This window comes from Pseudomonas sp. R1-1, from assembly GCF_051132135.1.
GTDB lineage: Bacteria > Pseudomonadota > Gammaproteobacteria > Pseudomonadales > Pseudomonadaceae > Aquipseudomonas.
On sequence record NZ_CP071663.1, the window covers coordinates 4,853,791 to 4,878,303 of the forward strand.

31 protein-coding genes are annotated in these 24,513 nt (G+C 60.5%); all 31 read right to left on the reverse strand.

Annotated features, from left to right (window positions below; all coding sequences use genetic code 11):
- Positions 1 to 8 precede the first annotated feature (8 nt).
- The 31 genes from recA to J3P75_RS21950 all read right to left on the reverse strand — a co-directional run bounded on the left by recA (position 9) and on the right by J3P75_RS21950 (position 24,509).
- Complete coding sequence (recA, locus tag J3P75_RS21800) at positions 9 to 1,067, reverse strand: recombinase RecA (protein ID WP_090282065.1); 1,059 nt, start codon at positions 1,065 to 1,067, stop codon at positions 9 to 11.
- An 83-nt stretch (positions 1,068 to 1,150) separates the two neighbouring features.
- Positions 1,151 to 1,651 (reverse strand): CinA family protein, encoded by a 501-nt coding sequence (locus J3P75_RS21805; RefSeq protein WP_434708144.1) that lies wholly within the window; start codon positions 1,649 to 1,651, stop codon positions 1,151 to 1,153.
- A 68-nt stretch (positions 1,652 to 1,719) separates the two neighbouring features.
- Positions 1,720 to 2,238 carry a lysis system i-spanin subunit Rz gene (locus J3P75_RS21810; RefSeq protein ID WP_434708145.1) on the reverse strand — a complete coding sequence of 173 codons (519 nt, stop codon included), beginning with the start codon at positions 2,236 to 2,238 and terminating at the stop codon, positions 1,720 to 1,722.
- On the reverse strand, positions 2,217 to 2,783 hold the full coding sequence (locus J3P75_RS21815) for a glycoside hydrolase family 19 protein (protein ID WP_434708146.1): 567 nt from the start codon (positions 2,781 to 2,783) through the stop codon (positions 2,217 to 2,219). The genes J3P75_RS21810 and J3P75_RS21815 overlap by 22 nt, the downstream gene beginning before the upstream one ends.
- A gap of 35 nt (positions 2,784 to 2,818) precedes the next feature.
- Entirely contained in the window at positions 2,819 to 3,073 is a 255-nt protein-coding gene (locus J3P75_RS21820) for a hypothetical protein (protein WP_434708147.1), read from the reverse strand.
- Positions 3,073 to 4,233, reverse strand: coding sequence for a hypothetical protein (locus J3P75_RS21825; RefSeq protein ID WP_434708148.1), 1,161 nt, complete (start codon positions 4,231 to 4,233; stop codon positions 3,073 to 3,075). The genes J3P75_RS21820 and J3P75_RS21825 overlap by 1 nt, the downstream gene beginning before the upstream one ends.
- 10 nt (positions 4,234 to 4,243) lie before the next feature.
- On the reverse strand, positions 4,244 to 4,675 hold the full coding sequence (locus J3P75_RS21830) for a phage tail assembly chaperone (protein WP_434708149.1): 432 nt from the start codon (positions 4,673 to 4,675) through the stop codon (positions 4,244 to 4,246).
- A gap of 3 nt (positions 4,676 to 4,678) precedes the next feature.
- Positions 4,679 to 5,599 carry a gp53-like domain-containing protein gene (locus J3P75_RS21835; protein ID WP_434708150.1) on the reverse strand — a complete coding sequence of 307 codons (921 nt, stop codon included), beginning with the start codon at positions 5,597 to 5,599 and terminating at the stop codon, positions 4,679 to 4,681.
- 122 nt (positions 5,600 to 5,721) lie between these two features.
- Positions 5,722 to 6,237, reverse strand: coding sequence for a phage tail protein (locus J3P75_RS21840; protein WP_434708151.1), 516 nt, complete (start codon positions 6,235 to 6,237; stop codon positions 5,722 to 5,724).
- Positions 6,234 to 7,391 carry a phage tail protein gene (locus tag J3P75_RS21845; protein ID WP_434708152.1) on the reverse strand — a complete coding sequence of 386 codons (1,158 nt, stop codon included), beginning with the start codon at positions 7,389 to 7,391 and terminating at the stop codon, positions 6,234 to 6,236. The genes J3P75_RS21840 and J3P75_RS21845 overlap by 4 nt, the downstream gene beginning before the upstream one ends.
- 13 nt (positions 7,392 to 7,404) lie before the next feature.
- Positions 7,405 to 8,004 (reverse strand): YmfQ family protein, encoded by a 600-nt coding sequence (locus J3P75_RS21850; protein ID WP_434708153.1) that lies wholly within the window; start codon positions 8,002 to 8,004, stop codon positions 7,405 to 7,407.
- A complete protein-coding gene (locus J3P75_RS21855) occupies positions 7,992 to 9,035 on the reverse strand; it encodes a baseplate J/gp47 family protein (RefSeq protein ID WP_434708154.1) in 1,044 nt (347 codons plus the stop codon). Before J3P75_RS21855 ends, J3P75_RS21850 begins: the two co-directional genes overlap by 13 nt.
- Entirely contained in the window at positions 9,025 to 9,423 is a 399-nt protein-coding gene (locus tag J3P75_RS21860; protein ID WP_258450288.1) for a phage GP46 family protein, read from the reverse strand. The genes J3P75_RS21855 and J3P75_RS21860 overlap by 11 nt, the downstream gene beginning before the upstream one ends.
- The gene (locus tag J3P75_RS21865; protein ID WP_208938503.1) at positions 9,423 to 9,932 is read right to left on the reverse strand and encodes a phage baseplate assembly protein V; all 510 of its coding nucleotides are present in this window, start codon (positions 9,930 to 9,932) and stop codon (positions 9,423 to 9,425) included. The genes J3P75_RS21860 and J3P75_RS21865 overlap by 1 nt, the downstream gene beginning before the upstream one ends.
- Positions 9,933 to 10,067: 135 nt before the next feature.
- Complete coding sequence (locus tag J3P75_RS21870; protein ID WP_434708155.1) at positions 10,068 to 11,117, reverse strand: phage baseplate assembly protein; 1,050 nt, start codon at positions 11,115 to 11,117, stop codon at positions 10,068 to 10,070.
- A gap of 3 nt (positions 11,118 to 11,120) precedes the next feature.
- Positions 11,121 to 12,356 (reverse strand): DNA circularization protein, encoded by a 1,236-nt coding sequence (locus tag J3P75_RS21875; protein WP_434708156.1) that lies wholly within the window; start codon positions 12,354 to 12,356, stop codon positions 11,121 to 11,123.
- Entirely contained in the window at positions 12,353 to 14,119 is a 1,767-nt protein-coding gene (locus J3P75_RS21880) for a phage tail protein (RefSeq protein ID WP_434708157.1), read from the reverse strand. The genes J3P75_RS21875 and J3P75_RS21880 overlap by 4 nt, the downstream gene beginning before the upstream one ends.
- 130 nt (positions 14,120 to 14,249) lie before the next feature.
- Complete coding sequence (locus J3P75_RS21885; RefSeq protein WP_007908778.1) at positions 14,250 to 14,546, reverse strand: phage tail assembly protein; 297 nt, start codon at positions 14,544 to 14,546, stop codon at positions 14,250 to 14,252.
- Complete coding sequence (locus J3P75_RS21890) at positions 14,543 to 14,890, reverse strand: phage tail tube protein (protein WP_007908779.1); 348 nt, start codon at positions 14,888 to 14,890, stop codon at positions 14,543 to 14,545. Before J3P75_RS21890 ends, J3P75_RS21885 begins: the two co-directional genes overlap by 4 nt.
- A 67-nt stretch (positions 14,891 to 14,957) precedes the next feature.
- Positions 14,958 to 16,454, reverse strand: a complete 1,497-nt coding sequence (locus J3P75_RS21895; RefSeq protein ID WP_434708158.1) for a phage tail sheath subtilisin-like domain-containing protein — start codon at positions 16,452 to 16,454, stop codon at positions 14,958 to 14,960.
- Positions 16,454 to 16,633, reverse strand: coding sequence for a DUF2635 domain-containing protein (locus J3P75_RS21900; protein ID WP_208938508.1), 180 nt, complete (start codon positions 16,631 to 16,633; stop codon positions 16,454 to 16,456). The genes J3P75_RS21895 and J3P75_RS21900 overlap by 1 nt, the downstream gene beginning before the upstream one ends.
- Entirely contained in the window at positions 16,630 to 17,214 is a 585-nt protein-coding gene (locus J3P75_RS21905; RefSeq protein WP_434708159.1) for a phage tail terminator protein, read from the reverse strand. Before J3P75_RS21905 ends, J3P75_RS21900 begins: the two co-directional genes overlap by 4 nt.
- A 151-nt stretch (positions 17,215 to 17,365) precedes the next feature.
- Positions 17,366 to 18,391, reverse strand: a complete 1,026-nt coding sequence (locus J3P75_RS21910; RefSeq protein WP_434708160.1) for a phage late control D family protein — start codon at positions 18,389 to 18,391, stop codon at positions 17,366 to 17,368.
- Positions 18,392 to 18,400: 9 nt separating this feature from the next.
- Positions 18,401 to 18,613, reverse strand: a complete 213-nt coding sequence (locus J3P75_RS21915) for a tail protein X (protein WP_090282040.1) — start codon at positions 18,611 to 18,613, stop codon at positions 18,401 to 18,403.
- Complete coding sequence (locus tag J3P75_RS21920) at positions 18,606 to 18,989, reverse strand: phage tail protein (protein ID WP_434708161.1); 384 nt, start codon at positions 18,987 to 18,989, stop codon at positions 18,606 to 18,608. The genes J3P75_RS21915 and J3P75_RS21920 overlap by 8 nt, the downstream gene beginning before the upstream one ends.
- Complete coding sequence (locus tag J3P75_RS21925; RefSeq protein WP_434708162.1) at positions 18,986 to 21,169, reverse strand: phage tail tape measure protein; 2,184 nt, start codon at positions 21,167 to 21,169, stop codon at positions 18,986 to 18,988. Before J3P75_RS21925 ends, J3P75_RS21920 begins: the two co-directional genes overlap by 4 nt.
- A 128-nt stretch (positions 21,170 to 21,297) precedes the next feature.
- Positions 21,298 to 21,879 (reverse strand): phage tail assembly protein, encoded by a 582-nt coding sequence (locus J3P75_RS21930; protein WP_434708163.1) that lies wholly within the window; start codon positions 21,877 to 21,879, stop codon positions 21,298 to 21,300.
- A 160-nt stretch (positions 21,880 to 22,039) separates the two neighbouring features.
- Positions 22,040 to 22,546 (reverse strand): phage major tail tube protein, encoded by a 507-nt coding sequence (locus J3P75_RS21935; RefSeq protein ID WP_203420959.1) that lies wholly within the window; start codon positions 22,544 to 22,546, stop codon positions 22,040 to 22,042.
- The gene (locus tag J3P75_RS21940; RefSeq protein WP_434708164.1) at positions 22,546 to 23,712 is read right to left on the reverse strand and encodes a phage tail protein; all 1,167 of its coding nucleotides are present in this window, start codon (positions 23,710 to 23,712) and stop codon (positions 22,546 to 22,548) included. Before J3P75_RS21940 ends, J3P75_RS21935 begins: the two co-directional genes overlap by 1 nt.
- A gap of 2 nt (positions 23,713 to 23,714) precedes the next feature.
- A complete protein-coding gene (locus J3P75_RS21945) occupies positions 23,715 to 23,900 on the reverse strand; it encodes a hypothetical protein (protein WP_208938516.1) in 186 nt (61 codons plus the stop codon).
- 99 nt (positions 23,901 to 23,999) lie between these two features.
- Positions 24,000 to 24,509, reverse strand: coding sequence for a DUF4376 domain-containing protein (locus tag J3P75_RS21950; protein ID WP_434708165.1), 510 nt, complete (start codon positions 24,507 to 24,509; stop codon positions 24,000 to 24,002).
- Positions 24,510 to 24,513: the final 4 nt, after the last annotated feature.

Here is a 24,513-nt window from a genome sequence, read left to right on the forward strand (position 1 = left end):
CGCTGCTATCAGATATCAGCGTCAGCCAGATCGTCTTCGGTTTCCTTGACAGCAGAAGCCTTGGAGTCGGCAATCACTGCAGGCGACAGCAGCTTGTCACGCAGTTGTTTCTCGAGCTTCGCGGCGATTTCCGGGTTGTCCGCCAGGAACTTGGCCGAGTTGGCCTTGCCCTGACCGATCTTGGTGCCTTCGTAGGCATACCAGGCGCCGGATTTTTCGACGAAGCCGTGCAGTACGCCCAGGTCGATCATCTCGCCGTTGAGGTAGATGCCCTTGCCGTAAAGAATCTGGAATTCAGCCTGACGGAACGGCGAAGCGACCTTGTTCTTGACAACCTTGACGCGGGTTTCGCTGCCGACCACTTCGTCGCCTTCCTTCACCGCGCCAGTACGGCGGATATCGAGACGAACCGAGGCGTAGAACTTCAGCGCGTTACCACCGGTGGTGGTTTCCGGGCTACCGAACATCACGCCGATCTTCATGCGGATCTGGTTGATGAAGATCACCAGGCAGTTGGCGTTCTTGATGTTACCGGTGATTTTACGCAGCGCCTGGGACATCAGACGGGCTTGCAGGCCCACGTGCATGTCACCCATTTCGCCTTCGATTTCAGCCTTCGGCACCAGTGCAGCCACGGAGTCGACGATGATCACGTCAACGGCGTTGGAGCGCACCAGCATGTCGGTGATTTCCAGTGCCTGCTCGCCGGTGTCCGGCTGGGAGACCAGCAGGTCATCAACGTTGACGCCCAGTTTGCCAGCGTACTCTGGATCGAGGGCGTGTTCGGCGTCGACGAATGCGCAGGTCGCGCCGGCTTTTTGCGCCTGGGCGATCACCGACAGCGTCAGCGTGGTTTTACCGGAAGATTCAGGACCGTAGATTTCAACGATACGACCTTTTGGCAGGCCGCCGATGCCGAGTGCAATGTCCAGACCCAGAGAGCCAGTGGAGATGGCCGGGATCGCCTGACGGTCCTGATCGCCCATACGCATTACGGCACCCTTGCCGAATTGACGTTCGATCTGACCCAGGGCCGCAGCCAAGGCTTTCTTCTTGTTGTCGTCCATTAAAGTCCTCACGTAATCAATAAGGCCTGACGGCCAACACCTGTATAAGTAGCCAGTATTATTCCACAGCGTTCGAAGATCGCCTACCCCTGATTTTCGATTTCTCGTGCCGCTAGTCGCAACAGCCCCTCTAGCGCGGCCTTCACCGTTTGTCGGCGGACCTCGTCGCGGTTGCCGGGAAAGTGCTGAACCTCGCTGGAAAGCGCATCACCCACTGCCCATGCCAGCCACACCGTGCCGACCGGCTTGTTCGGCGAGCCGCCGTCCGGTCCGGCCACACCGCTGACCGCCACGGCAAAACGCGCCAGGCTTCTGTCCTGTGCGCCACGCGCCATCGCCTCGACCACCTCGCGACTGACCGCCCCCACCGTCTCGAACAGCTCGGCCGGCACATCCAGTTGCTGGGTCTTCTGCCGGTTTGAATAAGTCACGTAACCGGCCTCGAACCACGCCGAACTCCCCGGAACCCGGGTGATTGCTTCGGCGATACCGCCGCCGGTACAGGACTCGGCAGTCGTCACATGAGCGTTGAGCACTTGCAGACGTCGGCCAAGTTCGGCGGCCAGTTGGGTGATCTCTTTCACGGCGCACTCCGGATCGTGTGGAATGCGTACCACCGTACACGAGCCGGTTGCTCTTTCAATACACAGAATCATTCAAAATGTGCAGGCGCCAGCGCTCTGACATAGGCCTGACAGGCCTGCAAGGCAATCAATCCACGGTCGCCGGTGTCGGTGATGGCGACAATTCGTTGAGCATGCGCCGGGTCAAGTCGGGCGCGTACGGTTGCATGATCCATGCTGCCGGCGCTGGTGGTGGCTGGCAGGTTGCAGCCTGGGGCAACGTCGCCGGCGTCGAGAAGGACTGACAGGCGCACATCAGCAGTGGCAAGACGATCGCGCAGGCGATCCTGATCACGTTGGGCATCGCTCAGCGCTCGAAAATGGGTTTGTTCACTGGTCGCGAGGCGCTGCTCCAGCGCCAGGCGTTTATCCTGCTCGGCCTGTTGCGCGGTGGCAGCGGCGAGGTTCTGTTGATTGAAGGCCTCAGCGTTTAACCGTGACTGCTCGGCCAGTTGCCGGCCGTAACGCCAGTCCTGAAATTGCCAGGCAGCCGCAAAAGCACCGGCGGCCAGCCATACAATGCCAATCACTCGCCAGGGGATTGGCATAACACCGCCCTCGCCCGCGCCCAGATACCCAGGCGATCCTGCAAACCGTTCAACCCGCCGTTGATGCGTCGGGTGATGGTGTTGAACTGATCACGATCAGCCAGTTCATTCAGGCCCTTCTGCTCCCAGAACCATGCTGCAGACTCGGCCGCCCACTGTGGCTGTTCAAGCAGCTCGGGCAAGGACAACAGACGTTCATCGCCGAACAGGCCGAGGCTGCACTGGCGATAGTTGCTACGGCCGGTGATCTGGATCAGGCCGCGACCGCGATACTTCTGCCCGTCACCGTCGGCTTCGGGGGTATTACCCAGACGCAGCGCCAACGTGCCGGTGTCGTATTTGCTGAGGTATTGGTTGTTGCCCAGTTCGCGCACATAGAGCAGTTGCCCCGACTCATGGCCGATCTGCGCAAGAAACGCAGCAATGCGCTTGGGCGTGTCGATGCGACGACGCGCCATGGCGTTGTTGAGTGCAGAAACAAAAACGCCCGCTTGGGAGCGGGCGTTGGGCATGATGTCGATAAGGTTGTTTTCGGTTATTTGCATAATGCTTGATCCTCCCTGGATTGATCCTGATTGAATCACGGCTGGCGGTTGCTGCGTGCCAGCCATTTATTTGCCAGAGTTTTCAGGGTGCTGACCGGCGCAAGTTGTTCGGGTGAGGCAAACACCCAGCCAAGGGTGCCGAAGTGAGCTGTCCAGTCGATTTGCGGTGCCGGCATGACTTCGCTGATATCGACCCAGAGCAGGTCCGGGTGAAACATCTCGGCCATATTGCCGTCGGTGGAGAACAACTCGACCACAGTGGAGTTGACGATGCGTGCGTAGGTTTTCATCAGGCGTACTCGTAGATAATTACCGCGCCCGGGGCTCCTGAAGCGCCCGGCCGGCCAGACTGACTGGGGGCATTGGCGATGCCGCCGGCTCCGGAACCAAACCCAGAACCAGCTGCCGCAATGGCACCCTGCGCGCTGCTGGCAACTCCACCACTGCCCAAGGGAGAGTTGGCACCGTGCCCGGCCAAAGTCGACGCGTTCATGGATATGCCTGACGAACCGGCAGCCCCGGTCATGCTGACGATATTCCCCCCCTTCGCTGACTGACCGGGATACCCCCCGACATACAGGCCGGTACCGGGGAAGTTGGTGTAGCCGAGCGATGTCGAACCTGCGCCGCCGGGTGCTGAAACGAGCGCGCCCAGAGAGCTGGTTCCGCCGGCTCCGGCGTCATTTGCGATCAAGCCGCCGGTGCCACCGCCACCGACCGTTACTACCTGACTGGCTCCAACCGTCGAGGCTGGAAGCCAAGCCTCTGCATAACTGCCGGAAGCTCCTCCGCCGGCGGCCGAATATTGGGAAGCGGCGGTGGCAACAATTCCTGCACTCCCTCCGCCACCGCCGACAACTTTCACCAGCACGTTTTTCATGCCCATCGTCGGCACGTAAGTCCCGGACGCAGTAAACGTCTTCACACCCAACAACCGCCCGGTCAGACCATCGCCGCCGCTTGCATAGACCAACACCCAACTGTCCAGCGCAGCGCTGTACACCACCGAACACACACTGCCGCCAACAATTTCGGCCGGGCGCAACGCACTCAGTGCAAGGCTGACCAACGGTTTGGGCAGCAACCCATTCGGGGCAAACGTGCTCGCTCCGGTGTTGGCATTGGCTGCGGTGAAGCGCAGTGCCAAGCCATCCTTCAAGACGCTGACCACTGGCACATAATTGGCCATGTAGAGGTTGGCCACGCCGATGTCTGCGGCGTGTTTGTCCTCACCAGCCTGACTGAGCTTTTTCACAGCTTGCAGCAGTTGGCTCGCGTCGGTTTCGCTCGGTTCCAGCCCGGCGGATTTGATGACATTCAACAACTCATCGGTAACGCTGTTGCCCCAAGCCGCCGGGATCAGCGAGCCTGGCATGCCTGCAACGGCATCTTCATTGACGAACTTTCCGTTCACCAGCCCTACGCTGGGAACGCTTTTTGGATAATCCACGATTGATTCCTTATAAAGTCAGAGCGCCGAGCCAATCAGGTTCAACCGGGCGCGAATGCACATCCGGAAATTCAGGCTGATCGGGCCAGTCCCGCAGCGCCTGGCGATAGGCAAGCAGTTGCTTGAACTCTTCGGCGCGAAGGGTCGTGCCCTCGCCGGTTTCCAGTTCTTCAGCATCACGCAAAACCAGCCATTGGGTGCTCTGAAGCACTTGGTTGCGCCAGGCGCGCTCCCGGTTGGCGAGGGCGATCGGAGGGATAAGCGGATCGATCAGCACAGGCTGGCCAGTGGCGCTCGCGCTGATGCTTTTACCGGCTGCCTGTCCGGCAAACAGCTCAGCGTATTGCGCTTGGGTGATTTCTACCGCGCCCTCGGGCACTTCGGTCAGCGAACCTTCGACCCGGTCGAAACCGAGGGTTTTGGCATAAAAATAAATAGTCATATTTCAATATCCCCAGACCAACACGCGACCTGAAATACCCGGCGACGGTTTTATTCCGGTCGCATCAATATTCCTCACGCGCGCGACCACTACCGATGTTGTCGAGGCCCCAACGTCCAATGCCCAAACGGTCGCATTGCTGGCACTCCAGCCAGCCGGATTGGCCTCATTGGCGATGCCACCCAAAATGGACGAAGGAAACCTGACAGGCAGCGATAGCGTCATGTTGCCATTGGCGTCGGAGCCCCCAACCACCCACTGCATAATCAAACCGCTGGGCAGTCTTTGATAACCCGGCGAATTCATCTGGGCACCGAAGGCAGCTGAATACTTGATGCCGGCGGTGCCATACATCACCCACACCCCCGACTCTCTGACAAAGTTCGCGCTCTCACCACTGTTCATCACAATCGACGCCAGATACGCCCCCTGAGGGCTGATCTGCGTGCCTGTTTTACTGGCCACCGTTACCGCCGCACTGTTGCGGCAATGCAAGCTGATGGTGGCGCCACTCGGCACCGCAGCAGCATCCGGTAGCGTCACGGTGTAGGCGGCATTGCCGCCCAGTCCGATCGAGCAGCCGACATCGGCCACCGTCAATTGCGCAGCACCCGCAATGCCCCGCGAGCTGGCGTAGCTGCCCAGTGCTCGCTGCACGAATTCGGTGGTTGCCACCGACCGACCACTGTCAAACTGCGCAGCGGTGGTGAACAGCGACGCGCTGCGCAACGCGGCCAACAATTGATTATTGGATGCCTCGCTGGGTGTCATTCCCGCCGCCTGGACGACGTTGAGAATCTCCTGCGTCACACCATTACCCCACGCCGCCGGGATCAGCGAGCCGGGTGTTGCGGCAACTACGTCTTCATCAACGAATTGGCCATTGACCAACCCGACACTGGGCACACTTTTGGGATAGTCCATGGGTTATTGCTTCTCTGGTAAATGACACATGAACCGCGTCGGGCCGGTCGCCATCGCGGTCTGTGTGCGAAATAAAAAAAAGCCCACGTTGAAGTGGGCTCGGGTGACGACGAGTCATGGGCCTAGCTGGAAATAGCGCTGACGAGGTCACGAATCGCCGCCAATGCATCATCGGCAGCACTACGCGCCAGATCGACCTTGCCCTTGCCCGCCTGTGCACGGATCTGCGCCTTGGCCTTCAGGCGCAAAGTGCGCAGGCCCAACAAGTGGTCGGTGAGTTGATCGGCCTTGGCGAGAATCTGCTCGGCTGCCTGTTTCGCGGTGCGGCCCTTGACGACCCAGGCTGCGACCGACAACGGGACTTCCTTCTTCGGGTAACCGGCGTCCTGATAAGCCTGCGCGTCGGCGGCGGCCTGGGCGTATTCCATCGCCTTGAGCGGGTCGCCGGCCAGTGTGGCGCGGGCGCTGTCAGCAGCGGCGTCGACCTTCGCGCAAAGCTGCTCGACTTCTTGCGCGTCCAGCACGGCCTGTTTGTCAGCGTTCAATACCCACTTCTCGCCGTCCCAGTCATGGGCCGTCGAAGGTTGCGGAATACGCATCTCGCCGTCGAACTGGTGAAGCTCTTGAATAACGATCATCGGAAAAGCTCCCACGACAGTTGCACGTTCACGGCGTCGCCGAAGTTGATTGCGATACCTACGCTGTAATCGGTGATTGGGTGGCTCTTGATGCCCATGCTCAGCAGCAGTTCGTCACTGTCGGCGTTCGATTGTCCAAGGTTGTGCTCAGCCTGATAGCACTGCCAGAGCGAGCGCAGATTGGCATGGTCAAAACTGGCGACCAGCGTGGAAACCGTTACGTCATTAACGGTGTTATTGCTGAACAACACGCAAGGGGAGACGGTCGCCGGGTTCCAGCCAAGGGCGTTATTCGAGACGCCAGTGCTGACTGGTGACAGATAGCTGTAATTGCCCCCGGCCCATCCGGTTGATGGGAAAGCCACCGTCGTCACTGCCGTCGAGGATGGTGTCGGGTTGCCCGCCACCAGACGTGCCGAACGCGCATGAGGGTCCAGCGGCAGAAAAATTGCGCCAGTGCCGTTGACGGTTTGCGTCCAGGTCAGACGTGCACGGTTGTAGATCGTGCGCACCGTCGGCACGGAGCCGGGCGCCCCGGTGATGACCCAGGCCAGGCACATGTCCAGTGCCGTTGACTGAAACCCGCCCCCCGCTGCGGCGTTTGCCGTACCTTTCAACGACTCCGGGACACCGTCATGGATGTTGCCGCGCTGCACGTAAAAAGTCAGCGCCCCCCCCACGGCTTGTGCACGTAAAAAATAATGGCTGTTGGGCAACAGATCGGCGCTGCTCCAGGCGGACGTCACGAACGTACGCGAACGCCCCAACTGGCCGCTGACGACTTCCTGACCCAGGCTGATAAATGTTCCTGCGGCAATCGAAACCCTGCCACCGCTGGTAGACGCAGCAGCCGGGCTGACAACCAGTCGGCCATCGGCACTGGCCACCGTCGGCAGCGGTAATGCCACCAACGGCAACGCCAGATCCTGATTCCAGCCCTTGGCCGCAACGCTCTGAATCGCCTGCAACAACTGATCGTATTTCTTCTCGTCCGGCGTAATCCCGGCGGCATTGATCACGTTGAGAATTTCCAGCGTGACCCCGTTACCCCAATCCGCCGGAATCAACGACCCCGGCGTCCCGGTCAACGGGTTTTCATCGACAAACTTGCCATTCACCAGACCGGCACTGGGCACACTGTTCGGATAATCCATCCCTCATCCCTCCCTAGTCATAATTGATGTGCACCTTGGTATGCGCCGGTGCGCTGCGGTGGATCAGGCATTCCAGCGCCGAGCCCGGGTTGACGCCGAAGCGCTCGCCCCAGTAGCTCGCGCCGTAACGCCGGCCGAGCAGCAGGCGGCCGCCGGTGTTGAGCGTCCACATGAATTGCGCTTCCCAGGTGCCCCAATGCGCCGAGCCGAAACGGGCGCGGCCCATGCGCGGGGCTTCGTGCTCGGTGATGGTGGCGTTGGGGTAGCCCTGGCTTTTGGCGATGTCGAGGTAATAACCGACGGCCTGGCTGCCGACCGCGAGCAAGCGGCGGCGCACGGCGAGGCGGCGGTCGTCGAACAGCGGCGTGGCGCCCAGGCACGGGTCGGGCAGGTTCATCACCTGCTCCCAGTCCGACACCAGTTCGCTGACGCCGGCCGGGTCCATCTCGTTGAGCAGGTCAGCGGCGCGCGCGTCGAGGCGCGCCAGTTCGACGGCAACGCCTTGCAGCACTTCTTCGAGCTCCGGCACACGTTCCGGGTCCCACGCCGGGCCGCTGGGCAGCAAGGCGCGCAGTTGCGCCTGATATTGCGCGGCGGTTCTTATGCCCCCCATACGCAGCCTCCAAACGTCAGCAGTTCGCTGTCCTTGGCGGTGACGTTGGCAACCGGGGCGCTGAGCACGTGATCAGTTTCACCGGCAGCGCTGCTGATAGCTTCGCGAATATGGCTGATCAGCAGATCCTCGCCGAGGTCGGCCTCGCGGTTGTGCAGATCGCGCAACTGGGTTTCGACCGCCGCGCGCACAGCACTGGTGTCCGGGGTGAGTTTCAGGCGATAGGTCACCGGCACCTGAATCGGCGCACGCACATGCACTTCGGCGGTCACTGGGCGCAACGGTTCGATGTACGCCTGCACCTGCGCCAGTTGCTCGGCGTTGGGCACCGGTTGTGGATCGTCGTCACGCATGATGTACACACCGACGGTGCCGGGGCCGAGAAAGCCGCCGCGGCACCAGGCCCGGGTCACGCCGGGCACTTCCAGCGCCCAGGTTTCGTAATCGTCGGCCGAGCCGCCGTGGGGAATGATCCGGTACGAGCGGATCACCCGCGAGCGCAGCGATTCGAGAGTTTCCCGCGCGACGCCGCCGCTGAGGCCCGGCGCCAGGACGACGAAGCTGTTGCCGACCACGCCGGCAATCGGCTGCACCGGCGTCAGCGCCAGCCCGGCGTCGGCATTGCCAAGGCTGCCGGCCTCCAGCGCTGCAATCGTCGTCGTGTTGCTGCCATTGATTGCAATGCGTGCACTGGTGACTTTGTAGGTGCGGCCATCGCTCGCTTGCAGCAGCGTGTCGACGTCCAGCAGCGCGCCGGCCGTGGCGCTGAAACTGACGCTGCCGCTGGCGACCTGCGCGGGTTTGCGCGGCTGGTTCAAACGCAGTGCGGCGATGCGTTCCAGGGTCGACTCATCGGCGGTGTCCGGCAGGATCTGTTCGGCGATCCAGTCGAGATAACCGTACAGGCCATAAGCGGCGCCGCTGAGGGTGCGGGCCAGCACTTGCGCATCGGACTGGCGCAGCGAATCGCCGGCCAGGTCGCTTTGGGTGCGCTTGATCAGCACCGGCAGCGAAGGGGTTTCAAACGGCATAGATCACCTGCCAACTGTTATCGGGGTTGATGTCCAGACGTTCGCCATCGGCCAGGGTCAGGACCGTGCGCAGATTCAGCCGCTGGGCGTCGAGGCGTTCACTGAGGATGTCGATGGCGCTGCAATGACCGTCGTCGATCAGCCATTGCAACGCCTCGCGGGCGTAGAACTCGGCGTCCATCTGGGTCTGTCGGGTCAGCTTGACCCGGCGCAGCAGCCACAGCCGTGAACCGATGCGATCGTCAGCGACGGTGGGAAAACTGTCGCCCCACCAGCCGAAGCGCTCGTCGTCATCGAGGGCGTCGTCATCGGCGGCGCGGCGCCAGGTGAACAGACTGATCAGCACGGCGCGGGTCAGCGCGGCGTGCAGGTTCGGGCTGATCAGCATCACTTGCCTCCTGCCGGCACGCCGGTCTGACCGTTGCCGGCCTGGACGCCGACGTGCACATGGTTGATCTGGCTGATGCCGCCGGCGAGCTGGTCGCCGGAGGAAACGATCTTGCCGGTCTGGTTGATCACCGGCGTATCGAAGTTCACCGCGCTGCTGGCGCGGATGTTCAGCGTGGCGGTTTGAATGTCGATGATCCGCCCGCGCTTGAAATGAATCCGGTCGCCCTCGTCGGTGTAGATCGCCACTTCACCGGCGGCCAGCGATTGCAGGCGATAGCGGCGGTCGGCGATGACCAGGGCGATCGCATGGGAACGGTCACCGCCAATGAAAGTGACGACACCTTCGGCGCCGGCCAGTGGATGGCTGGTAAAACCGTAGGGCTCGAAGTGCTCGAGGTCGTCGTTCACTTCGCCGGCGGTGAGGCGCATTTGCAGCGATTGCAGCTTGGAGGCCGAATTGGCGAGCACGACAGTGCCGCGCGCCAGCAGGCGTGTCAGTAGGCTCATGGGGTTTTCTCAAAATGTGGGAATGACGCGATCCACTGTAGGAGTGAGCCTGCTCGCGATCGCGGTATGACAGTCGACACTTGTTTGTCAGGTGTACCGCTATCGCGAGCAGGCTCACTCCTACAAGGATCGGTGTCAGGTCTGGGGTTTTTTCGCTGGCGTTGGATCAGCATCGAAGGTATGCGGCGGTGCCACCTGCAGTGTGGTCACCGAGCCCTGCGTCGACAGCGAATAGGTGACTTTGGAAATCAGCATGTCGCCGTCGAACCCCAGTACCGGATCTTTCACCCGCACCAACGTGTTGTGCCGCCACAGATCGCCGTTGGCCTGCCGCCAGCCCTGCACCTGATAAGTGGTGGTTTGCGCCCGGCCCATGCGGGTGGCGCTTTCCCATTGGGCACGCTGCTGCGCCAACTCAAAGGTCAGTTGCGTGCCTTCATTGATTATCGTGGTGCGCCGGCGCTTGAAGGTCAGGTCGGCGGCCGTCGATTCGACTTCGCTGACCGCCGCGCCGCTCTGCTTGTCCGAGCCTTTTTGCTGGCCGATCACACGGTATTCGGAGAACACCTGGCTGTAATCCATCGGCGCATTGGCAGACAAAATGTTTTTGCCCAGCTCGAGCACATCACTGGCCCGTCCGCCACTGCCGGGTTTGGCCAGCACCAGTTGGCCCAGTTCGTTGTCGGTGGAAAACACCCGCAGCAGCGAGAGCAGCCGATCGATCGACTGAAATGCCGTTTCACCGGGCACGATGGTGTGTTTGGTCAAGCGTGTGGTTTCACTGATTTCATTAACCACCGACAACCCATATTCCCTGGCCAGATCCTGAACGATGTTCAGCAATGGCTGCTGCTGCCATTGGCTGGGCAGGTTACGGGCGGCACAATCGACCAGATCCTGAGTCCTGGAACTGCCTTCGATGGTCAGGCTGATCTGCCGGCCGTCGTAGCGGATCGGCGCCTTGAACACGTAGCCGGTGAGCACCAGATCCTGGCCGATTTTCACTTCGCACGGGTCACCCGGTTTGATCCGCTGATCCACCGTCTGCCCCGGCCACTGCCAAGTGATGTCGAGTTTGAAGGTGCGGAACTGGCGCTCCAGATCAGCACTGATTTCCACGCTTTTCCAACCACCGTACTCCAAGTTGTTGACGGTCAGCGTGACAGGGTTGTCCATCTCGCTCATGGCTCACTCCCTGGAGACTTTGACGTCGTTGGGGGCAAAGCCCGGATGGTTCATCGCGTTGCTCTGTGTCACTTCAGTCACCCGCGTGGCATCGGCAAATTGCCGGTAGGCCACCACCAGTGCAGGCAAGCTTTCCTGAAACGATTTGCTGACCTGTCGCACCCCCGAAGACGCCACGGCCTTGAGATGCGCAAGCAGCGCTTCCTTCACGTCATTGATGGCCTGGTGGTGTTTGGGATCGGCCTTGTCGAGCATCGGGTCAATCGCCGCTCCGACGGCCTTCTGCAGCGCCTTCATTTCCTCGGTCACCGGCACTTCCTGACGGGTCACCGGTTGATCCGCCTGATGCGCCACCGAAGGGGTCGAAAGGAGTTTTACCGCAGGGCTCGCAACCGGCATCGACGCCACCCATTGCGCCACTTTGACCAACAACGTGTCCTGCACCAGATCGGCCATGGCTTGCGCCGCTGCGTTGGTGTCCTTGCCGGTGGTGATCTTCGGCGCATCGGCCTTGCGAATCGCTTCGAGTTGTTGCGACACGTCGGCAATCACGCCACGGTAGCCCTCCTTCGCGAACGCCTTCAGCTCCTTGATATCGCCAAGCAAGCCTTTGAACTCTGCCGCCACTTCCTTGGGCAACTCCTTCACGGCCTTGACCAGTTCGGTGATCTGCCGGTACTGCTCGATCAGCGGTTTGAGCTGTTCCTTGATCACCTCATAAACCCCGGTCAGGCTGTTGCGAAGATTGGCGATGCCGATCCGCGCAGCCTTGATCAGCGTCATCGCCTGTTCAAATCGTGCCACCGCCGACCCGAGCAGCGTGTCAGCCTTGGCCAATAGCACTTTCTGGGTACTGACGGTCGCGGTAGGAAACGGCAGCGGTTTGTCGGGATAGAACTTCAGCGCAAAGGTCACCAGCCCGCCGTCCTGACGGGTGTGGGTCATGTCGCATTCACCGACCTTGACCTGCAAGCGCCCGAGCCACGGATGTACCAGCTCGCCACTGCCCGCCTCTAAAGCCTTGAGCAGCTTGTCGCGCTGCTCCAGGCAATCGGCGCCGACGATGAAGGCGGTGATGTCGTGAATTTTCGCCTGTTGGCCGAGGTCTTCGAAGTACGGCAGGTCACGTTGCGGGTATTCGTGCAATTGCCCCTTGCGACCGACCGGGGTTTTCGCCTGGTCGATCCAGAAGCCGACACCGCGAAAGGATGCCGGCAACAAACGGTCACGCCAGTTCATTGAGAACCTCCCATCGACAGCGAGCGATAGCCGATGCGCGACGCCACGGCCAGGCCCGGTTGATTGATTTGCGGTTGTTCGGTGCGCAACCCCGCCGGTGCATTTTCGAAGCGCACGGTCAGGCCGCCTTCGAGTTGCGTGCGGTTGTTGATTGCGCTTTGTTGAATCAGCGCGCCTGAACCCTGCTGCAACGAGCCGCTTTGCAAGGTGCCATTGCCGGCAGGCGTCGGGCTGGCGCCGAAGAACGCCGGTGCGAGTTCACCCTTGCCTTCGGCGTTGGTCTGGCGTTGCGCCTGGGTCAGCGTTTCAACCTTGCCGGTGACGTTGGCGATCAGACCGGCAAAGCCGCCGTCAAACAGTTCCTTGATCGGAGCGATGACCGTTTGCAGCTTCTGCCACAACTCGCCGAACCACTCGGTGACCGGCCCCCAACTCTCGATGATCTGATCCAGAGGTTTCCACTCGAACAGGCCGTGCAGAAAATCCGTGACCGGCGCGGACAGCGCCAGCACAACACCCCAGATCGCCGAAAAGACCTCACCGATTGGCTGCCAGTACTGGGCGATCTGCTCCAGCGGCGACCACTCGAAGAGGCTGGTGAAGAATCCTCTGACCCGTTGCACCGACGTTTGCAGCGCCACCCAGATCGGCTCGAAAAACCCGACAATCCCACCCCAGGCGCTGGTGAGCATGTCCATCGGGAAAAAATCGAACAGCGTGCGCAAAATATCCCGGGTGCTTTGTACGGCCGACTGCAGCGTCGTGAACATCGGCTCGAAGAACGCGACAACACCACCCCACGCCTCGCTAATCATCTGCATCGGCGAGAAGTCGAACAGGTTTCTGAGAAACGTCATCACCGGCACACTCAAGGCCTTGAGCAATTCCCAGATCGCTGAGAACAGGCCGGTCAGCGGCCCCCAGTTTTCGATGATCATGCCGGCCGGGGACCAGGAAAACACCGATTGCAGGAAATCCGTCAGCGGCGCGGTGACGGCTTTGACCTTGTCCCAGACGCCCGCAAAGAACCCGCCGAGCGGTTCCCACAGCGCCGCCAATGCGGCCAGCGGTCGCCAGTCGAGCACCGAGCGCAAAGTCGCCATCGCCCGCGCCCCGACGTGCTTGATGCCCTCCCACATCCCGGTAAAGAACGCACTGATCGGCGTCCAGTTGGCCACGATCAAACCGGCCGCCACGGCAATGCCCATGGCGATCAGCATGATCGGATTGGTCTTGAGCACCATGCTCATCACGTCGAAGACCTGCGTGGCGCCGCTCACTGCGGTTTGCATCGCCGAAAAGGCGATGGCTCCCGCCGCCAGGCCTTCGACCAGTTGCGGATTGTCGGCGAGCAAGCTGCCGACCTGGGTCAGCACCGGTTCCAGACCGACCACCAACGCCCCGACGGCCGGCACCAGCGCGGCGTCGACCGAGGCCGAGACCTTTTCCATCGAGGCACTGAACACATTCATGTTCTGCGCGGCGGCTTTCGGCGCGGCGGGCAGGTCGACGGTTTTCGCCGTGTCGCTCACTTCGTTCAATTTGCCCTGGAACGCCGCCGCCGATTTGATCCCTTCCACGAACGGCGTAATCACACTGCCGCCCTTGAACAGACCACTGATGTCGAGTTTGCCAAGGCCAGTCTGTTCGAGATTGTTTTTGAAGCTCTCGACCTTCACGCGCAGGGCGCCGAGTTTGGGCGAGAGTTCATCGATGCCGGTGATCAGCACCGGTTTCGGGGTTTTCTTCTCTTCGTCTGCCATCACTGCACCTGCTGCATCGCATTGATCCGTTGCGCGTGCTCCAGCGATTCGCGGAGCACATCCAGTGGCCTGGCCATCATCTGTTCGGGGTCAACCTTCCAGAACCAGGCCAGGTCATAGGCGACGGCGATCAGGTCGGTGATGGCGCCGACGCCGCACTCATGAAAAAACTCGCAACGGCCCAGCTCAACGCGTTGAGGTCAGCCAGATCCAGCTGGTTGACCGACGACGGCGGAATGCCGGCGCAGACGGCGATGTATTTGGCTGCCACGTCCATGTCGAGGCTGACTTCTTCGCTCTTGTCGATCTTGTACGGCAGCGCCTTGATCGCTCGCACTTCCTGCACCGTCGGGCGGCGCAGGACGAGTTCGGTCAGGGGCTCGCCGTGAGCTTCGATCGCAACCTGAAGCTTCACGGCGCCGCTCATTGCCAGGTCCCCTTGATGCCTTCGAATTTCAGTTCGATGGTGGCGTCATCGCCCTTGGAAACCGGTTCTTCGACCAGGTAGGCACCGGCCAGTACGTAGACTTTGCCGTTGCTGAATTCGCAGGTGACGGTGATGTCGGTGCCTTCGATCAGCTTTTTCAGCGGAAAATCGGCGGTGTGCAGCGCAGTCACTTTGAACGACGGCGCGATGTCGGTTTCCTTGTAGAAACCGGGCACGACGGTTTCACGTTTGACTGCCATCAGCGGGGCTTCGCAGCCGCCATTGATCGTCAGTTGTGCGCCGTCGACCTTGACGTAGCAGGTGCCTGCAATCAGTTGACCCATGGTGTTACTCCCTTCAAATAAAAAAGCCCACCGAGGTGGGCTGAATGCTTACGGTCAAACGCGGCGATCAGGCCGCGTCGTCGTATTGCAGACGGAACTGGTTGAGCAGTGCGAACACGCGCAGACCGTTGATGTAATCCGGCGGGAACAGCACGTTCACGCGGCTTGGGTCCTGCACGTCGCGCTCGACGATCAGGTGCTCGGCGAACAGTTCAGCGTTCTCGACGTGGCCTTCCAGTTCGAGCTTGGCGTACTGCGCAATGAGCTCGCCACGAATGGTCGCCGGGGTAACGATCGGCTGGCCGGCGCCGAAACGGGTGCCGTCGGAGGCCAGTTTGTGCCGACCGTATTTGCTGGTGATCACGCTTTGCAGACGACGCACGATGAACGCCGACTGGTGCATGGTTTCGCTGTCCAGGTAGGAGTTGTCGGCCTGGCCGTAAGCGTTTTTCTGGTAGGTGGTGATCGAGCGCTGGATGCGCACGTAACCGCCTTCGTAGTACGCGGTGGCGATGCCATAGTTGAGCAGCGACTGCCGCTCGGTCAGGGTGAACCGCTCGCTGGCCGGCGCCGGATCGACACCCGGCAGGCTGCCGCTTTGCGTCGGACGGCTGGCGTCTGCCGAGATGAACACCGCGGTGCGTGCAGCCAGTGCCGCCGCTTGTACCCAGAACGGTTGTGGAACGCCCGGCTCCAGCGCCTGGATGGTCATGTGCTGGTCGTTGCGCGCCTGGCCTGCGGCGACCAGGGTGCCAACGGTGCCGCGCTTGGCGCTGTAGACGTGACCGAACAGTTGCTTGGCCCACGACCAGCGACCGGTGCTGTCATCCATGACCGCTTGCCAGGTGTTGAGGGTCGACAGATCGGACCACGGCAGCGCGATGAATTCGAACGGCTCGTCGCCCAATGCCGCCACCGCAGCCACTTGATCCGGCACGCCGGCGCCGCCGGTCATGGCGGTGATCGCAGTGGTCAGGCCGGCCGGGGTTTCTTCGCCATTGCTCTTGCCCAGGCGATTGAATTGCAGGCTGATGTCGTTGCCACTGTCGCCGGTCCATTTGGCGCTTAGGGTGATTACACCTTCAGCGGCCGCAGCGCTGACTGGCAGGTCGGCGGTGGCGTTGATTTTCTGCGCCAGGGCGGTGGCCGCTTGCACGGCGGTGGCACCGTTGACCACGGTGGCCTGCACCCGCACGCCGGCGATATACAGGTTGAGCACGCCGGCCTGAGTGGCTGCACCAGTCAGGGTCAGCACGCCTTTGGCGATCGCGCCTTCGGTGTTGTGCAGCGGCAGGCACCAGATCTCACCGATCGGGTCGGCCTTGCGGAAGGTTTCGTACATCGAGGCGAGCATCGAGCCTTGACCGCCAATGCTTTTTGCCAGCGCCACACTGGAGACCAGCACCAGTTTGCCGACCTCGGTCGGGGCGACGTTGTCGTTGACCTGCGCGACGATCAGACGGCGCATGGCCGACGTCGCACTGTTGGCGGCCGAATTGTCCATTTCGGCATAGAACAGCGGTACACGAATGTCCGCCGGGATGTTGCTGAATCCGATCGCCATTATTTGGCTCCCTTTGGTTTGGCTGTTGCGGTTTTGAGGGTGATGTCGCCGTCGGCCAGACGGCGGCGCCACCAGGCGCTGTCGGGCACTTCACGGCCTTCTGGCGGCAGCAGGTCGCCGGCCTCCGGGTCAGGTACGACGCGGCCGGCGGCCGGCAGCACAGTGATGCGGTTGCTCATGGGGTTACGTCTCCAGAGAAAGTCATTTCCACGCGCCCATCAGGGCCCGGGTGTTGCAGGTTGGGGTCGGCCGGATCGATCGCATCGACCCGCACGGTGGCCCCGGTAAAGGACGACAAACCGTCCAGTTCGCGTTCATGCCAACTCTCCGCAGGCTGACTTGGCAGATTGCGGCCGAGCTGGAACTCGGCAAAAAAGCGCAGCCGATAAAACGCGCGGCTGCTGTTGAGCGAGACCAGTTCACCGCCGTCATAAACGATGGCGCTGTAGTCGGAATCCACTTTGAAACCCACCAGTGCGCGCCACAGTTCGGCGCGCAGGTCGTGCAACAGATCCAGCGCTTTTGTCGCGTCGCTGGCGTCAAGCACGACGACGATTTCGAAGCGGTCGCGGATCGGTTGGCTGGTGAGGTTTTGGGCAGTGCTGTTGCCGGCCAGATCGGCGATTGGCAGCACGTAGGCCGAGGGTGTTGGCAGATCCGCGTTGCCTTGCAGCAAGGCCAGATCGACGCCCACCGAAATGTGATTGGCAAGGCTTGGGCATTGCCCACGCAGCTGCGTGAGGATCGGGGTGATCTTCATGGGGGGTGTTCCAAATAGTGGGAGTTACCGCAGGACTCATGTAGGAGTGAGCCTGCTCGCGATAGCGGACTTACAGTCAGAATCGATGGTGACTGACACACCGCAATCGCGAGCAGGCTCACTCCTACAAGGGATTTGTGATGTTGAGAGATCAGTCTTCGGCCTTGGGATCGAGGCCGCTCGCATCGATCAGGCAGCGATAGCTGTTTTCGCGATTGCCGCTGGCGGTAACTTTGTCGATCGACCAGCGCCCGCGCATGAAATCCGGCCAGGTGCCATCGAGCAATAGCAGACCTTCGGCGGCCAGCAGCGGGTTGCCCGGGCAGGTGATTTTCAGCTTGAATTTTTGCCGGAGCATCTTGCGCACTTCGCCCTCTCCCACGGCAATGGCGTCGGCTTCACTGGGTTGCTTCTGGCGGATGGTTTTGAATGGCGCGAGTCCCGTTTCGATCCAATGCAAAACGCCTGTAACAGCATCGACAAAACACGTTTTGCAGCCCTTGGCCTGTTCGCGGGCGGCCTCTTCCAGCGTGGCGCTGATGAAGGCGTGATCGCCGGGACGATTGTTGTGGGTCACCGACAACGTCACATCCTGCAGTTTCTGCCCCGAGATCGATTTGATCTGACCGGGCCGCGCCAGCACATACGCATCGCCATAAGGTTTGGCGACCAGGTTGTACTTCCTGGCCAGGCGCGTCAGAAAGCCCATGTCGGTTTCATTGGTCTGGTCGACGTGGGCGATCTTGATCATCGACACGTCCGCAGCGACACGCGATGAAAAGCCGTGCTGCGACACCAGTTTGCTGAACAATTGACCGAGCGTCGTCGGGCCATGACTGGCGGTGCGGCGCTGCTTGAAGCCGGTCTCGTCATCCTTGCTGAAAGGCGCTGCAGTGGCCACCAGGGTCAAGCGAAACGGAAACAGCGTCGGGGTCAGGCGAGTGACTTTGAACTGGCCCTTGTCAACCATCTCTTCCATTTCCAGGTAACCCACCCGCAGGCCGATTTTCCCGCCGAGGTTCGGCAGCCCTTCGAGGCCTTCCAGATCGATGGTCAGGGTCAGTTGATCCGACTCGATGCCGGCGGCATCAATGTGTTCCCAACTGATCAGACGCTGGTTGAGAAGATCCGCGTTGGCGCCATAAATCTGCACGACCGGGGTAAAACCCAATGCCATACAACCTCCTTAATCCCAGGCCGTGAGCGCTTTGATCGCGGCGGGTTTGCTGTCGAGTTCCGGCAGCACGACCCAGATGCCAGCGGGCAGCACCGGGCCATGTTCGGCCAGGCTCGGGTTGAGTTTCCACAGGGCTTCTTCAGCGGCATCATCGCTGCGTCCGGTTTCGCGGTAGAGCAACAGATTCACCGAATCACCGGCCACGCTTCGTACCTTACGCATTGTTGAACTCCGCCAGTTCGATGACCCAATCGACCACCATCGCCGTGCCGTCATCGATGATCTGGCTTTGGGTTTCTGAAATATTGCTGATTCGCCACAGGCCCCAATTGCGCCCGATGCCATCGATCAGCGGCAACGGCACACGCAGTGCCTGCAAGGCGCGCAACTCATCGAGCCGATCCATGGCCACGGCGTACATCGATTTGCCGGTGATGGTCAGGGTTTCGGGTTTTTGTCCGGTCTGACTGGATTTGGGTTTGCTGGTGAGGATCTGTATCTCGGTCCAGCCACCATCGGACTTGCGCGCCAGCGAGTGATACGCAAATTGGCGCGAGAGGCCGAAGATGAAACTGCCCAATGCCATTTGTTGTTTCATGTGACGGCTCCATCGGTGAGGGCTGCGTCGCGGCGAGTGGCGAGGGAGTTGTTGGTCATCAACGGCAGAAACTGGCCGTGAAATTGCCCGCTCAGTTGCTGTCCGATGATTGTGCGGATTTGTTCAGCCGTGTCTGGAGCCGGACAGGTGACCTGGATCAGAGGTGAAAAGCTCACCTGTTGGTTTTGCGTCTGTGCGCTTGGCAGTTCTTTGGCGACCTCTGCCGGCGGGGCGAGTCGGTCGGACGCCGGTGCCAGTTTTTCACCAAGCCACGAACCGCCCATGTTGCCCAACGTGCTGCCGACAATACCGCCGACCAGACCACCGACAGCCGTGCCGATGATGGGAATGAAACTGCCTATCATCGCGCCCGTCACCGCACCTGCATAACCACCCGCCAGACTGCCGCCGGCTGAACCTAGCGCACCGCCGACCATTTTGTTATCGCCTTCCTGCAGCCCCTTGATCACGTCAGGCGCCGCCGCAGCTACGGTCAGCAAAGCATTGGACTTGCTGAAACCCTTGGCCATAGCCCTGGCGTCGGCGAAACGGCTGCTCAATGTCGGGCGTGTTTGTGCAGGTTTTCGTGGCGCGACGGATGACCGTTTGACGGGGGCTTTGGGACTGGCTGATTTGCGGCGTTTTACAGGCTTCGTCGACTTTTCGGATTTGTCGGGTTTGTCGGTATCGCCAGCGGCGACAGACCTATCAAGAACATCGATCAGGGGACCGGCTCCTGCCGTCGTCAGCAATTTCGTCGCCGCACCACGAATGAGCGAGGCCGTGGCGACTTTGATCTGTGTGCCGCGCGATAGAGCAATCACGCCGCCTAGCATGAGCAGAGCCGCCGTCGCCTTGGGCTGTTCCTCGGCAAACCTGGCCATACCACTGGCGACAGCGTCCAGAGAAAACACTACACCGTCGAACACATTGGTGAATGCTCCGCCAACGGCCGTAGACAACCGTGTACCGCTGGCATCCAAGGCATTGAAGCGCCCTTGCGAAGTGCTCCCTGACTGGTCGGCGTCTTTGCCGACTGACCCAACGTAATCGAGCTTCGTTGGAGCTTGTGGATTCGCTACAGTCAGCAGACCGAACGCCTTGGTCACATCCTCAGGTTTTTTCAGCAGCTTGAGAATCGCGTCGTTGCCACCGAACAGCGTTTTGGTCAACGCCTCCTTCTCTTCGGGCTTCTTGTCCTTGAGGGCTTCCATGATCTTGATGATGGTCGCCGACGTATCGGTCTTCATGCCTGTGGCGACAGCCTCTGGCCCCAGATCTTTGCCCAGCGAAGCCCAGGCAGTGCGCTGCTCATCCGTGGCCGTGTCGGCCTTGGCAAGCAAGGTCATCAAACTGTTGAGCCCGGCACCCGCTGCGGATTTGTCGACACCACTGTTCAAAAACGCTGCGGCCAATGCAGCGACCTGCTCCGGCGCAAGCCCGCCAGCGACAGCTTTTTCACCCACACTTTGCACGACTGAGCCGATATCCGCAGATTTTGCGTCCAGCGTGCTATGTCCCAGATAGTTGGTCGCATCGGCCAGGCGTTGGCTTTTGCCGCGATCAAGATTCATCGCTGACTGCCAGGCCAACATCATCTCACTGGCTGTTTTCACATAAACGCCGAACGCCGAAGCGTTGATCGCCGCGTCGCGAGCGAATTCGGTCAAGGCGGCAGCTTTGCGCTCGGGCTCAAGACCTTCACCCACCCCGGATCTGGCGGCTGCCAGTTGCACCTGCAATAAATCCACACCGGTTGCGCCACTGGGAGCAACCGGTTTTTCGCTGGCCATTCTCAAGGTTTCTTGTGATAGCGCCGCGAGCTGGTCTTTATCCAGTTTCACCACTCGATTGAGCTCAGACAAAGCGGTCTGCTGCGCCATCGCCGCTTGCATGGCTTTAGGTGGTGAGCGCTGCTCGACTTCTGCCTTGAGTTTTGACTTCGCCTCGCTATTGGCAGACGGGGCCGCCGCCACGACTTTGAATAGCGATTGCTGGCTCACCAGCAGTTCGCGCAATTTGATCTGCTCTTGGGTCAGCAGACGGATGTCCACGCTTGCCAATGCCAGTGCCAGGGTCAAATCCTGCACAGGTTTGACGAGGTTATCGCCTAGCGTGGATCCGCTTGTTGTAAGGCCGCCCTCACCGACGTAGGTGAGCGCAAACTTGTTCTCTGCCATGCCGCTCTACTCCTGTTTCACGCCAAGGCGAGTGATCGCTATGTCGTAGCGGCGCAACGCCTTTTCGGCGTCCCATTCCAGAATCTCCGCTTCACTTACCGGGTAAATGAGCGGGACGATATCGAGGATTACTTCGATGTCGCGTTCCGAAAGTAGGCCGCCGGCTGGTTTAAAAAATCGTCGATGCGCACCTGCAATTGCGTCCAGTCCGGCACGCTCAGATGGGCCAGATCGGGGATCATCAGGCCGGTGCAATGGGCGGTGATGAATTCGGCGCGTTCCTTGGCCGTTTTCAGTTTCTTCATCACTTTGGTGGCGCGCAGCGCGGGCATTTCCAGGCTCAGCGAGGTCACGGTACGGCCGGTGATGGCGAGCGGTTGCAGCAGTTGCACTTGATCAGGGTCGTCAGATTTTTCGGCGTCTTCGACCTGCTTCAGAAAGAACGACGCAGGGCGCGTCGACATCTCGTGAACGTACTGCGCAATGCTCACGTAATCCGGGCGCTTGAGCTGGTCGAGTTCCTTAACCGACAGGCCGGTGGCGAGCAGTGCCAGTTCAAAAAACTGGTCGTCCTCGTCATCGCCGGCGCGTTCCAGTGCTTCTTTCTGTGCGGCGTAGAACAGCGGTTTGAGCTGCAGGGTTTCGATTTGCGAACCGTCCTCGCCAGTGATCGGCGACAGCAGCTCATGTTGGGGTGGCATCCACGACATGTATGAATTCCTTGGTGATTCTTTGGGAATTATTGAAATCCTTTGTGGGAGCGGGCTTGCCCGCGATGAGGCGTCACTTCCAACATTGGGTTGATTGACCCACCGCTATCGCGGGCAAGCCCGCTCCCACAGGTTTTGTGTGTGTGGTGTGCTGCCGGGATTACGGCATCAGCACCGCACGCCGCGCGTCCCCAAGGATGTCGACGCCGTTGAGCACGAACTTCTGCGTGCGCACGTCGATGTCGATCACCGGTACGCCGTTTTCCAGGCGGTTGTAGGTGCGGCAGGACAGCTCCAGATTGGTTTTGGGTTTTTCGCCCATCTTCACTGCGGTTTCTTCGAGGGATTTCAGCTGACCGCCCACGGTGTGGTAAGTGAACCAGGTGTTGCCGTCCTGATCCTGACCGGCTTCACGCACGTTCAGCAGGATGTCGTCGCCCAGCTTCACACCCAGTGCGAGCATCACTTCGGTGCCGAGGCCTTGCAGGGTCAGCTTGGCGTTGAGCGCCTTGCCGCCCTTGGCCATCTCTTCAACGATAAAACGCCCGCCGCGCATTTCTTCCATGTCGAATTCGATTTTCGGCGGGGTGAATTCCTCTACGGTCGCCGACAGCGGCAAGCCTTGCAGGGTGGCCGCGATGGCCTGGCGATTACGGTTGGTAAACATTAGAGAACGTCCTCCAGGAACTGCTCGATGATTTCATCGCGGGCGTTGAGTTGATAAACCATGTGTTCGTTCGGCGCGTAACGGCCGTAGTCGATGACCACGTACCAGGTGCCGTTCTTGTACTTCTCGACGCTATTGAGTTCCGGGTGCAGATAGACGCTGCCGCCAGGAATGGTTTCGTCGGCAACCAGAGTCTGCAGCCAGTCGTTGATGCGCTTGACCTCCTGGTCCATGAACGACTTGGTGAGGTTCTTGGCCATGGCTTTCTGGCCGGCCTTGACCAGCTTGCGGCTGATCGCATCTTCGAGACCGACGTAGCTGATGAACTTGCCGGTGATCGAGCGGTTGCCCAGCAGCGAGAAGCCACCCAGCACGGTGCGCGCGTAATAGCTGACGCCGTAGCGGTTGAGCAGATCGCCTTCGGTGGAGGTGTCGAGGATGTTGTATTCGACAACCCGCGAGACGTCTTCGGCGAAGGTCACCTGATTGCCCGGGCTCTCCCACTGCTTGACCTTGGCCAGCGCAGCGATCGCCAGGCTGGACGGGGCGAGGAAGACGTTTTTCTTCGCCGCTTTCGAGTACACGGCAGGCATGTTGTGCACCACCAGGCAACGGTCGAAACCGAGATCGGCGCCGCCGAGTTCCTGGCTGTACAGCACCTGATCGGCCACCGAAACGTCTTTGCCGTCCAGTACCACACGGGCCTTGATGCGCTTGCCGAACGAGGCGAATTCACCGGCCACCGCTTTGCTGCCGGTGAAGCCCGGCGCGCCGATGATGGTCAGGTCTTCCGGAACGCTCCCCAATGCAGCCAGACCGAGTTTGCGGCCAGTGGCCGGCTCGACACCGCCAATCACCGCGTTGACCGTATCGGCCGGGGTCGCGCCCGCTTCGACGATCACCACGTAGACCGGCACCTTGACCACTTTGAGGATCTGGTAGACCGCGTGGTACAGCGTGCCCTCTTCCGCACCGCTCGGATCGAGCAGCGCATGGGTGGTGAAACTGTTGATGCGGAACGGTGCGTTACGCGGAATCAGCGGATCGGCATTCGGCGCGGTGCCGACCAGACCGATGACGTTGTCACCCAGGCCACCCATGGCCTCGGGGGATTCGGTGGCATTGACGGTAATGCCGTTGTGCTCGAAGTTCAAAACCTCAGCCATGTTCAGTCAGCCTTCTTGGCAGCGGCCTTTTTGGCCTGGGTGGAAGATGTTTTCAGTTGCAGACGCCCGGCGCTGTGCAAGGCACTGGCCTCGACGTCGAGCAGATCCAGCTCTTGACCGACGCTCGACCAGTGCCCACGACCTGTGGGGAACGGGACGAGCACGGTGTAGGTTTGGCGGTTTGCCATTTTTCGTTTCTCCATAAACGGGAAAGCCCCTCTAGGGAGGGGCTTGGCGGGGTTTGTATGTTTTTACGCGGACAAGAAAACGCCCCTGCGCAGGGGCGTTTATTGAAGTGCGTCGACTGACTCGGTCGCCGAAGTGTCGGGCCAGCCTTCTTCGAGCATTTCGTCTGTGTAGGTACCACTGGCAACTTTCTCCAGCAGTGCTTTCTCCTGATTGAAACAGGCTTGAACATATGAACGTACAGCCGTCGCAATACCAAGAATTTGCGAGGAGACCAACTCAACGAATCCGGTGACAGCCTTGTAATTACATTTATATTCAGAATCGAGCATTGCTGATATAGCCATCCCAGCGATCAGCGCCTGACTTTCCCGGGAGGTTTCAACAACCATACCGTCAACCACTATTCCCGACACTTCTCGACGGAATCGCTGTTCAGCGATCAAGCGCAACAGACGTTTCTTGGATAACTCTCCTCGGGCGTAACCAAAAGCGTTCTCCAATTCATTTTCATCAGGCTCATGATCAAAGAGAACTTCATCATCTGCTAATGGCCAGTCCGGAGCGACACACCGAAAAGTCGCTCCATTGTTTGAGTACGCTCTTAACATTGAT

Excerpts from the sequence above, each read along its gene's own strand:
- J3P75_RS21865 (WP_208938503.1), bottom strand. The coding sequence starts at position 9,932 with ATGAGCCTACTGACACGCCTGCTGGCGCGCGGCACTGTCGTGCTCGCC.
- J3P75_RS21815 (WP_434708146.1), bottom strand. The coding sequence starts at position 2,783 with ATGCAAATAACCGAAAACAACCTTATCGACATCATGCCCAACGCCCGC.
- J3P75_RS21890 (WP_007908779.1), bottom strand. The coding sequence starts at position 14,890 with ATGGGTCAACTGATTGCAGGCACCTGCTACGTCAAGGTCGACGGCGCA.
- J3P75_RS21880 (WP_434708157.1), bottom strand. The coding sequence starts at position 14,119 with ATGGCAGACGAAGAGAAGAAAACCCCGAAACCGGTGCTGATCACCGGC.
- J3P75_RS21875 (WP_434708156.1), bottom strand. The coding sequence starts at position 12,356 with ATGAACTGGCGTGACCGTTTGTTGCCGGCATCCTTTCGCGGTGTCGGC.
- recA (WP_090282065.1), bottom strand. The coding sequence starts at position 1,067 with ATGGACGACAACAAGAAGAAAGCCTTGGCTGCGGCCCTGGGTCAGATC.
- J3P75_RS21895 (WP_434708158.1), bottom strand. The coding sequence starts at position 16,454 with ATGGCGATCGGATTCAGCAACATCCCGGCGGACATTCGTGTACCGCTG.
- J3P75_RS21900 (WP_208938508.1), bottom strand. The coding sequence starts at position 16,633 with ATGAGCAACCGCATCACTGTGCTGCCGGCCGCCGGCCGCGTCGTACCT.
- J3P75_RS21860 (WP_258450288.1), bottom strand. The coding sequence starts at position 9,423 with ATGCTGATCAGCCCGAACCTGCACGCCGCGCTGACCCGCGCCGTGCTG.
- J3P75_RS21885 (WP_007908778.1), bottom strand. The coding sequence starts at position 14,546 with ATGAGCGGCGCCGTGAAGCTTCAGGTTGCGATCGAAGCTCACGGCGAG.
- J3P75_RS21870 (WP_434708155.1), bottom strand. The coding sequence starts at position 11,117 with ATGAGCGAGATGGACAACCCTGTCACGCTGACCGTCAACAACTTGGAG.
- J3P75_RS21830 (WP_434708149.1), bottom strand. The coding sequence starts at position 4,675 with ATGACTATTTATTTTTATGCCAAAACCCTCGGTTTCGACCGGGTCGAA.
- J3P75_RS21935 (WP_203420959.1), bottom strand. The coding sequence starts at position 22,546 with ATGTTTACCAACCGTAATCGCCAGGCCATCGCGGCCACCCTGCAAGGC.
- J3P75_RS21840 (WP_434708151.1), bottom strand. The coding sequence starts at position 6,237 with ATGATCGTTATTCAAGAGCTTCACCAGTTCGACGGCGAGATGCGTATT.
- J3P75_RS21835 (WP_434708150.1), bottom strand. The coding sequence starts at position 5,599 with ATGGACTATCCCAAAAGTGTGCCCAGTGTCGGGTTGGTCAATGGCCAA.
- J3P75_RS21905 (WP_434708159.1), bottom strand. The coding sequence starts at position 17,214 with ATGAAGATCACCCCGATCCTCACGCAGCTGCGTGGGCAATGCCCAAGC.
- J3P75_RS21925 (WP_434708162.1), bottom strand. The coding sequence starts at position 21,169 with ATGGCAGAGAACAAGTTTGCGCTCACCTACGTCGGTGAGGGCGGCCTT.
- J3P75_RS21820 (WP_434708147.1), bottom strand. The coding sequence starts at position 3,073 with ATGAAAACCTACGCACGCATCGTCAACTCCACTGTGGTCGAGTTGTTC.
- J3P75_RS21810 (WP_434708145.1), bottom strand. The coding sequence starts at position 2,238 with ATGCCAATCCCCTGGCGAGTGATTGGCATTGTATGGCTGGCCGCCGGT.
- J3P75_RS21910 (WP_434708160.1), bottom strand. The coding sequence starts at position 18,391 with ATGGCATTGGGTTTTACCCCGGTCGTGCAGATTTATGGCGCCAACGCG.
- J3P75_RS21915 (WP_090282040.1), bottom strand. The coding sequence starts at position 18,613 with ATGCGTAAGGTACGAAGCGTGGCCGGTGATTCGGTGAATCTGTTGCTC.
- J3P75_RS21845 (WP_434708152.1), bottom strand. The coding sequence starts at position 7,391 with ATGGATTATCCGAACAGTGTGCCCAGTGCCGGTCTGGTGAATGGCAAG.
- J3P75_RS21945 (WP_208938516.1), bottom strand. The coding sequence starts at position 23,900 with ATGGCAAACCGCCAAACCTACACCGTGCTCGTCCCGTTCCCCACAGGT.
- J3P75_RS21855 (WP_434708154.1), bottom strand. The coding sequence starts at position 9,035 with ATGCCGTTTGAAACCCCTTCGCTGCCGGTGCTGATCAAGCGCACCCAA.
- J3P75_RS21940 (WP_434708164.1), bottom strand. The coding sequence starts at position 23,712 with ATGGCTGAGGTTTTGAACTTCGAGCACAACGGCATTACCGTCAATGCC.
- J3P75_RS21950 (WP_434708165.1), bottom strand. The coding sequence starts at position 24,509 with ATGTTAAGAGCGTACTCAAACAATGGAGCGACTTTTCGGTGTGTCGCT.
- J3P75_RS21850 (WP_434708153.1), bottom strand. The coding sequence starts at position 8,004 with ATGGGGGGCATAAGAACCGCCGCGCAATATCAGGCGCAACTGCGCGCC.
- J3P75_RS21920 (WP_434708161.1), bottom strand. The coding sequence starts at position 18,989 with ATGAAACAACAAATGGCATTGGGCAGTTTCATCTTCGGCCTCTCGCGC.
- J3P75_RS21930 (WP_434708163.1), bottom strand. The coding sequence starts at position 21,879 with ATGTCGTGGATGCCACCCCAACATGAGCTGCTGTCGCCGATCACTGGC.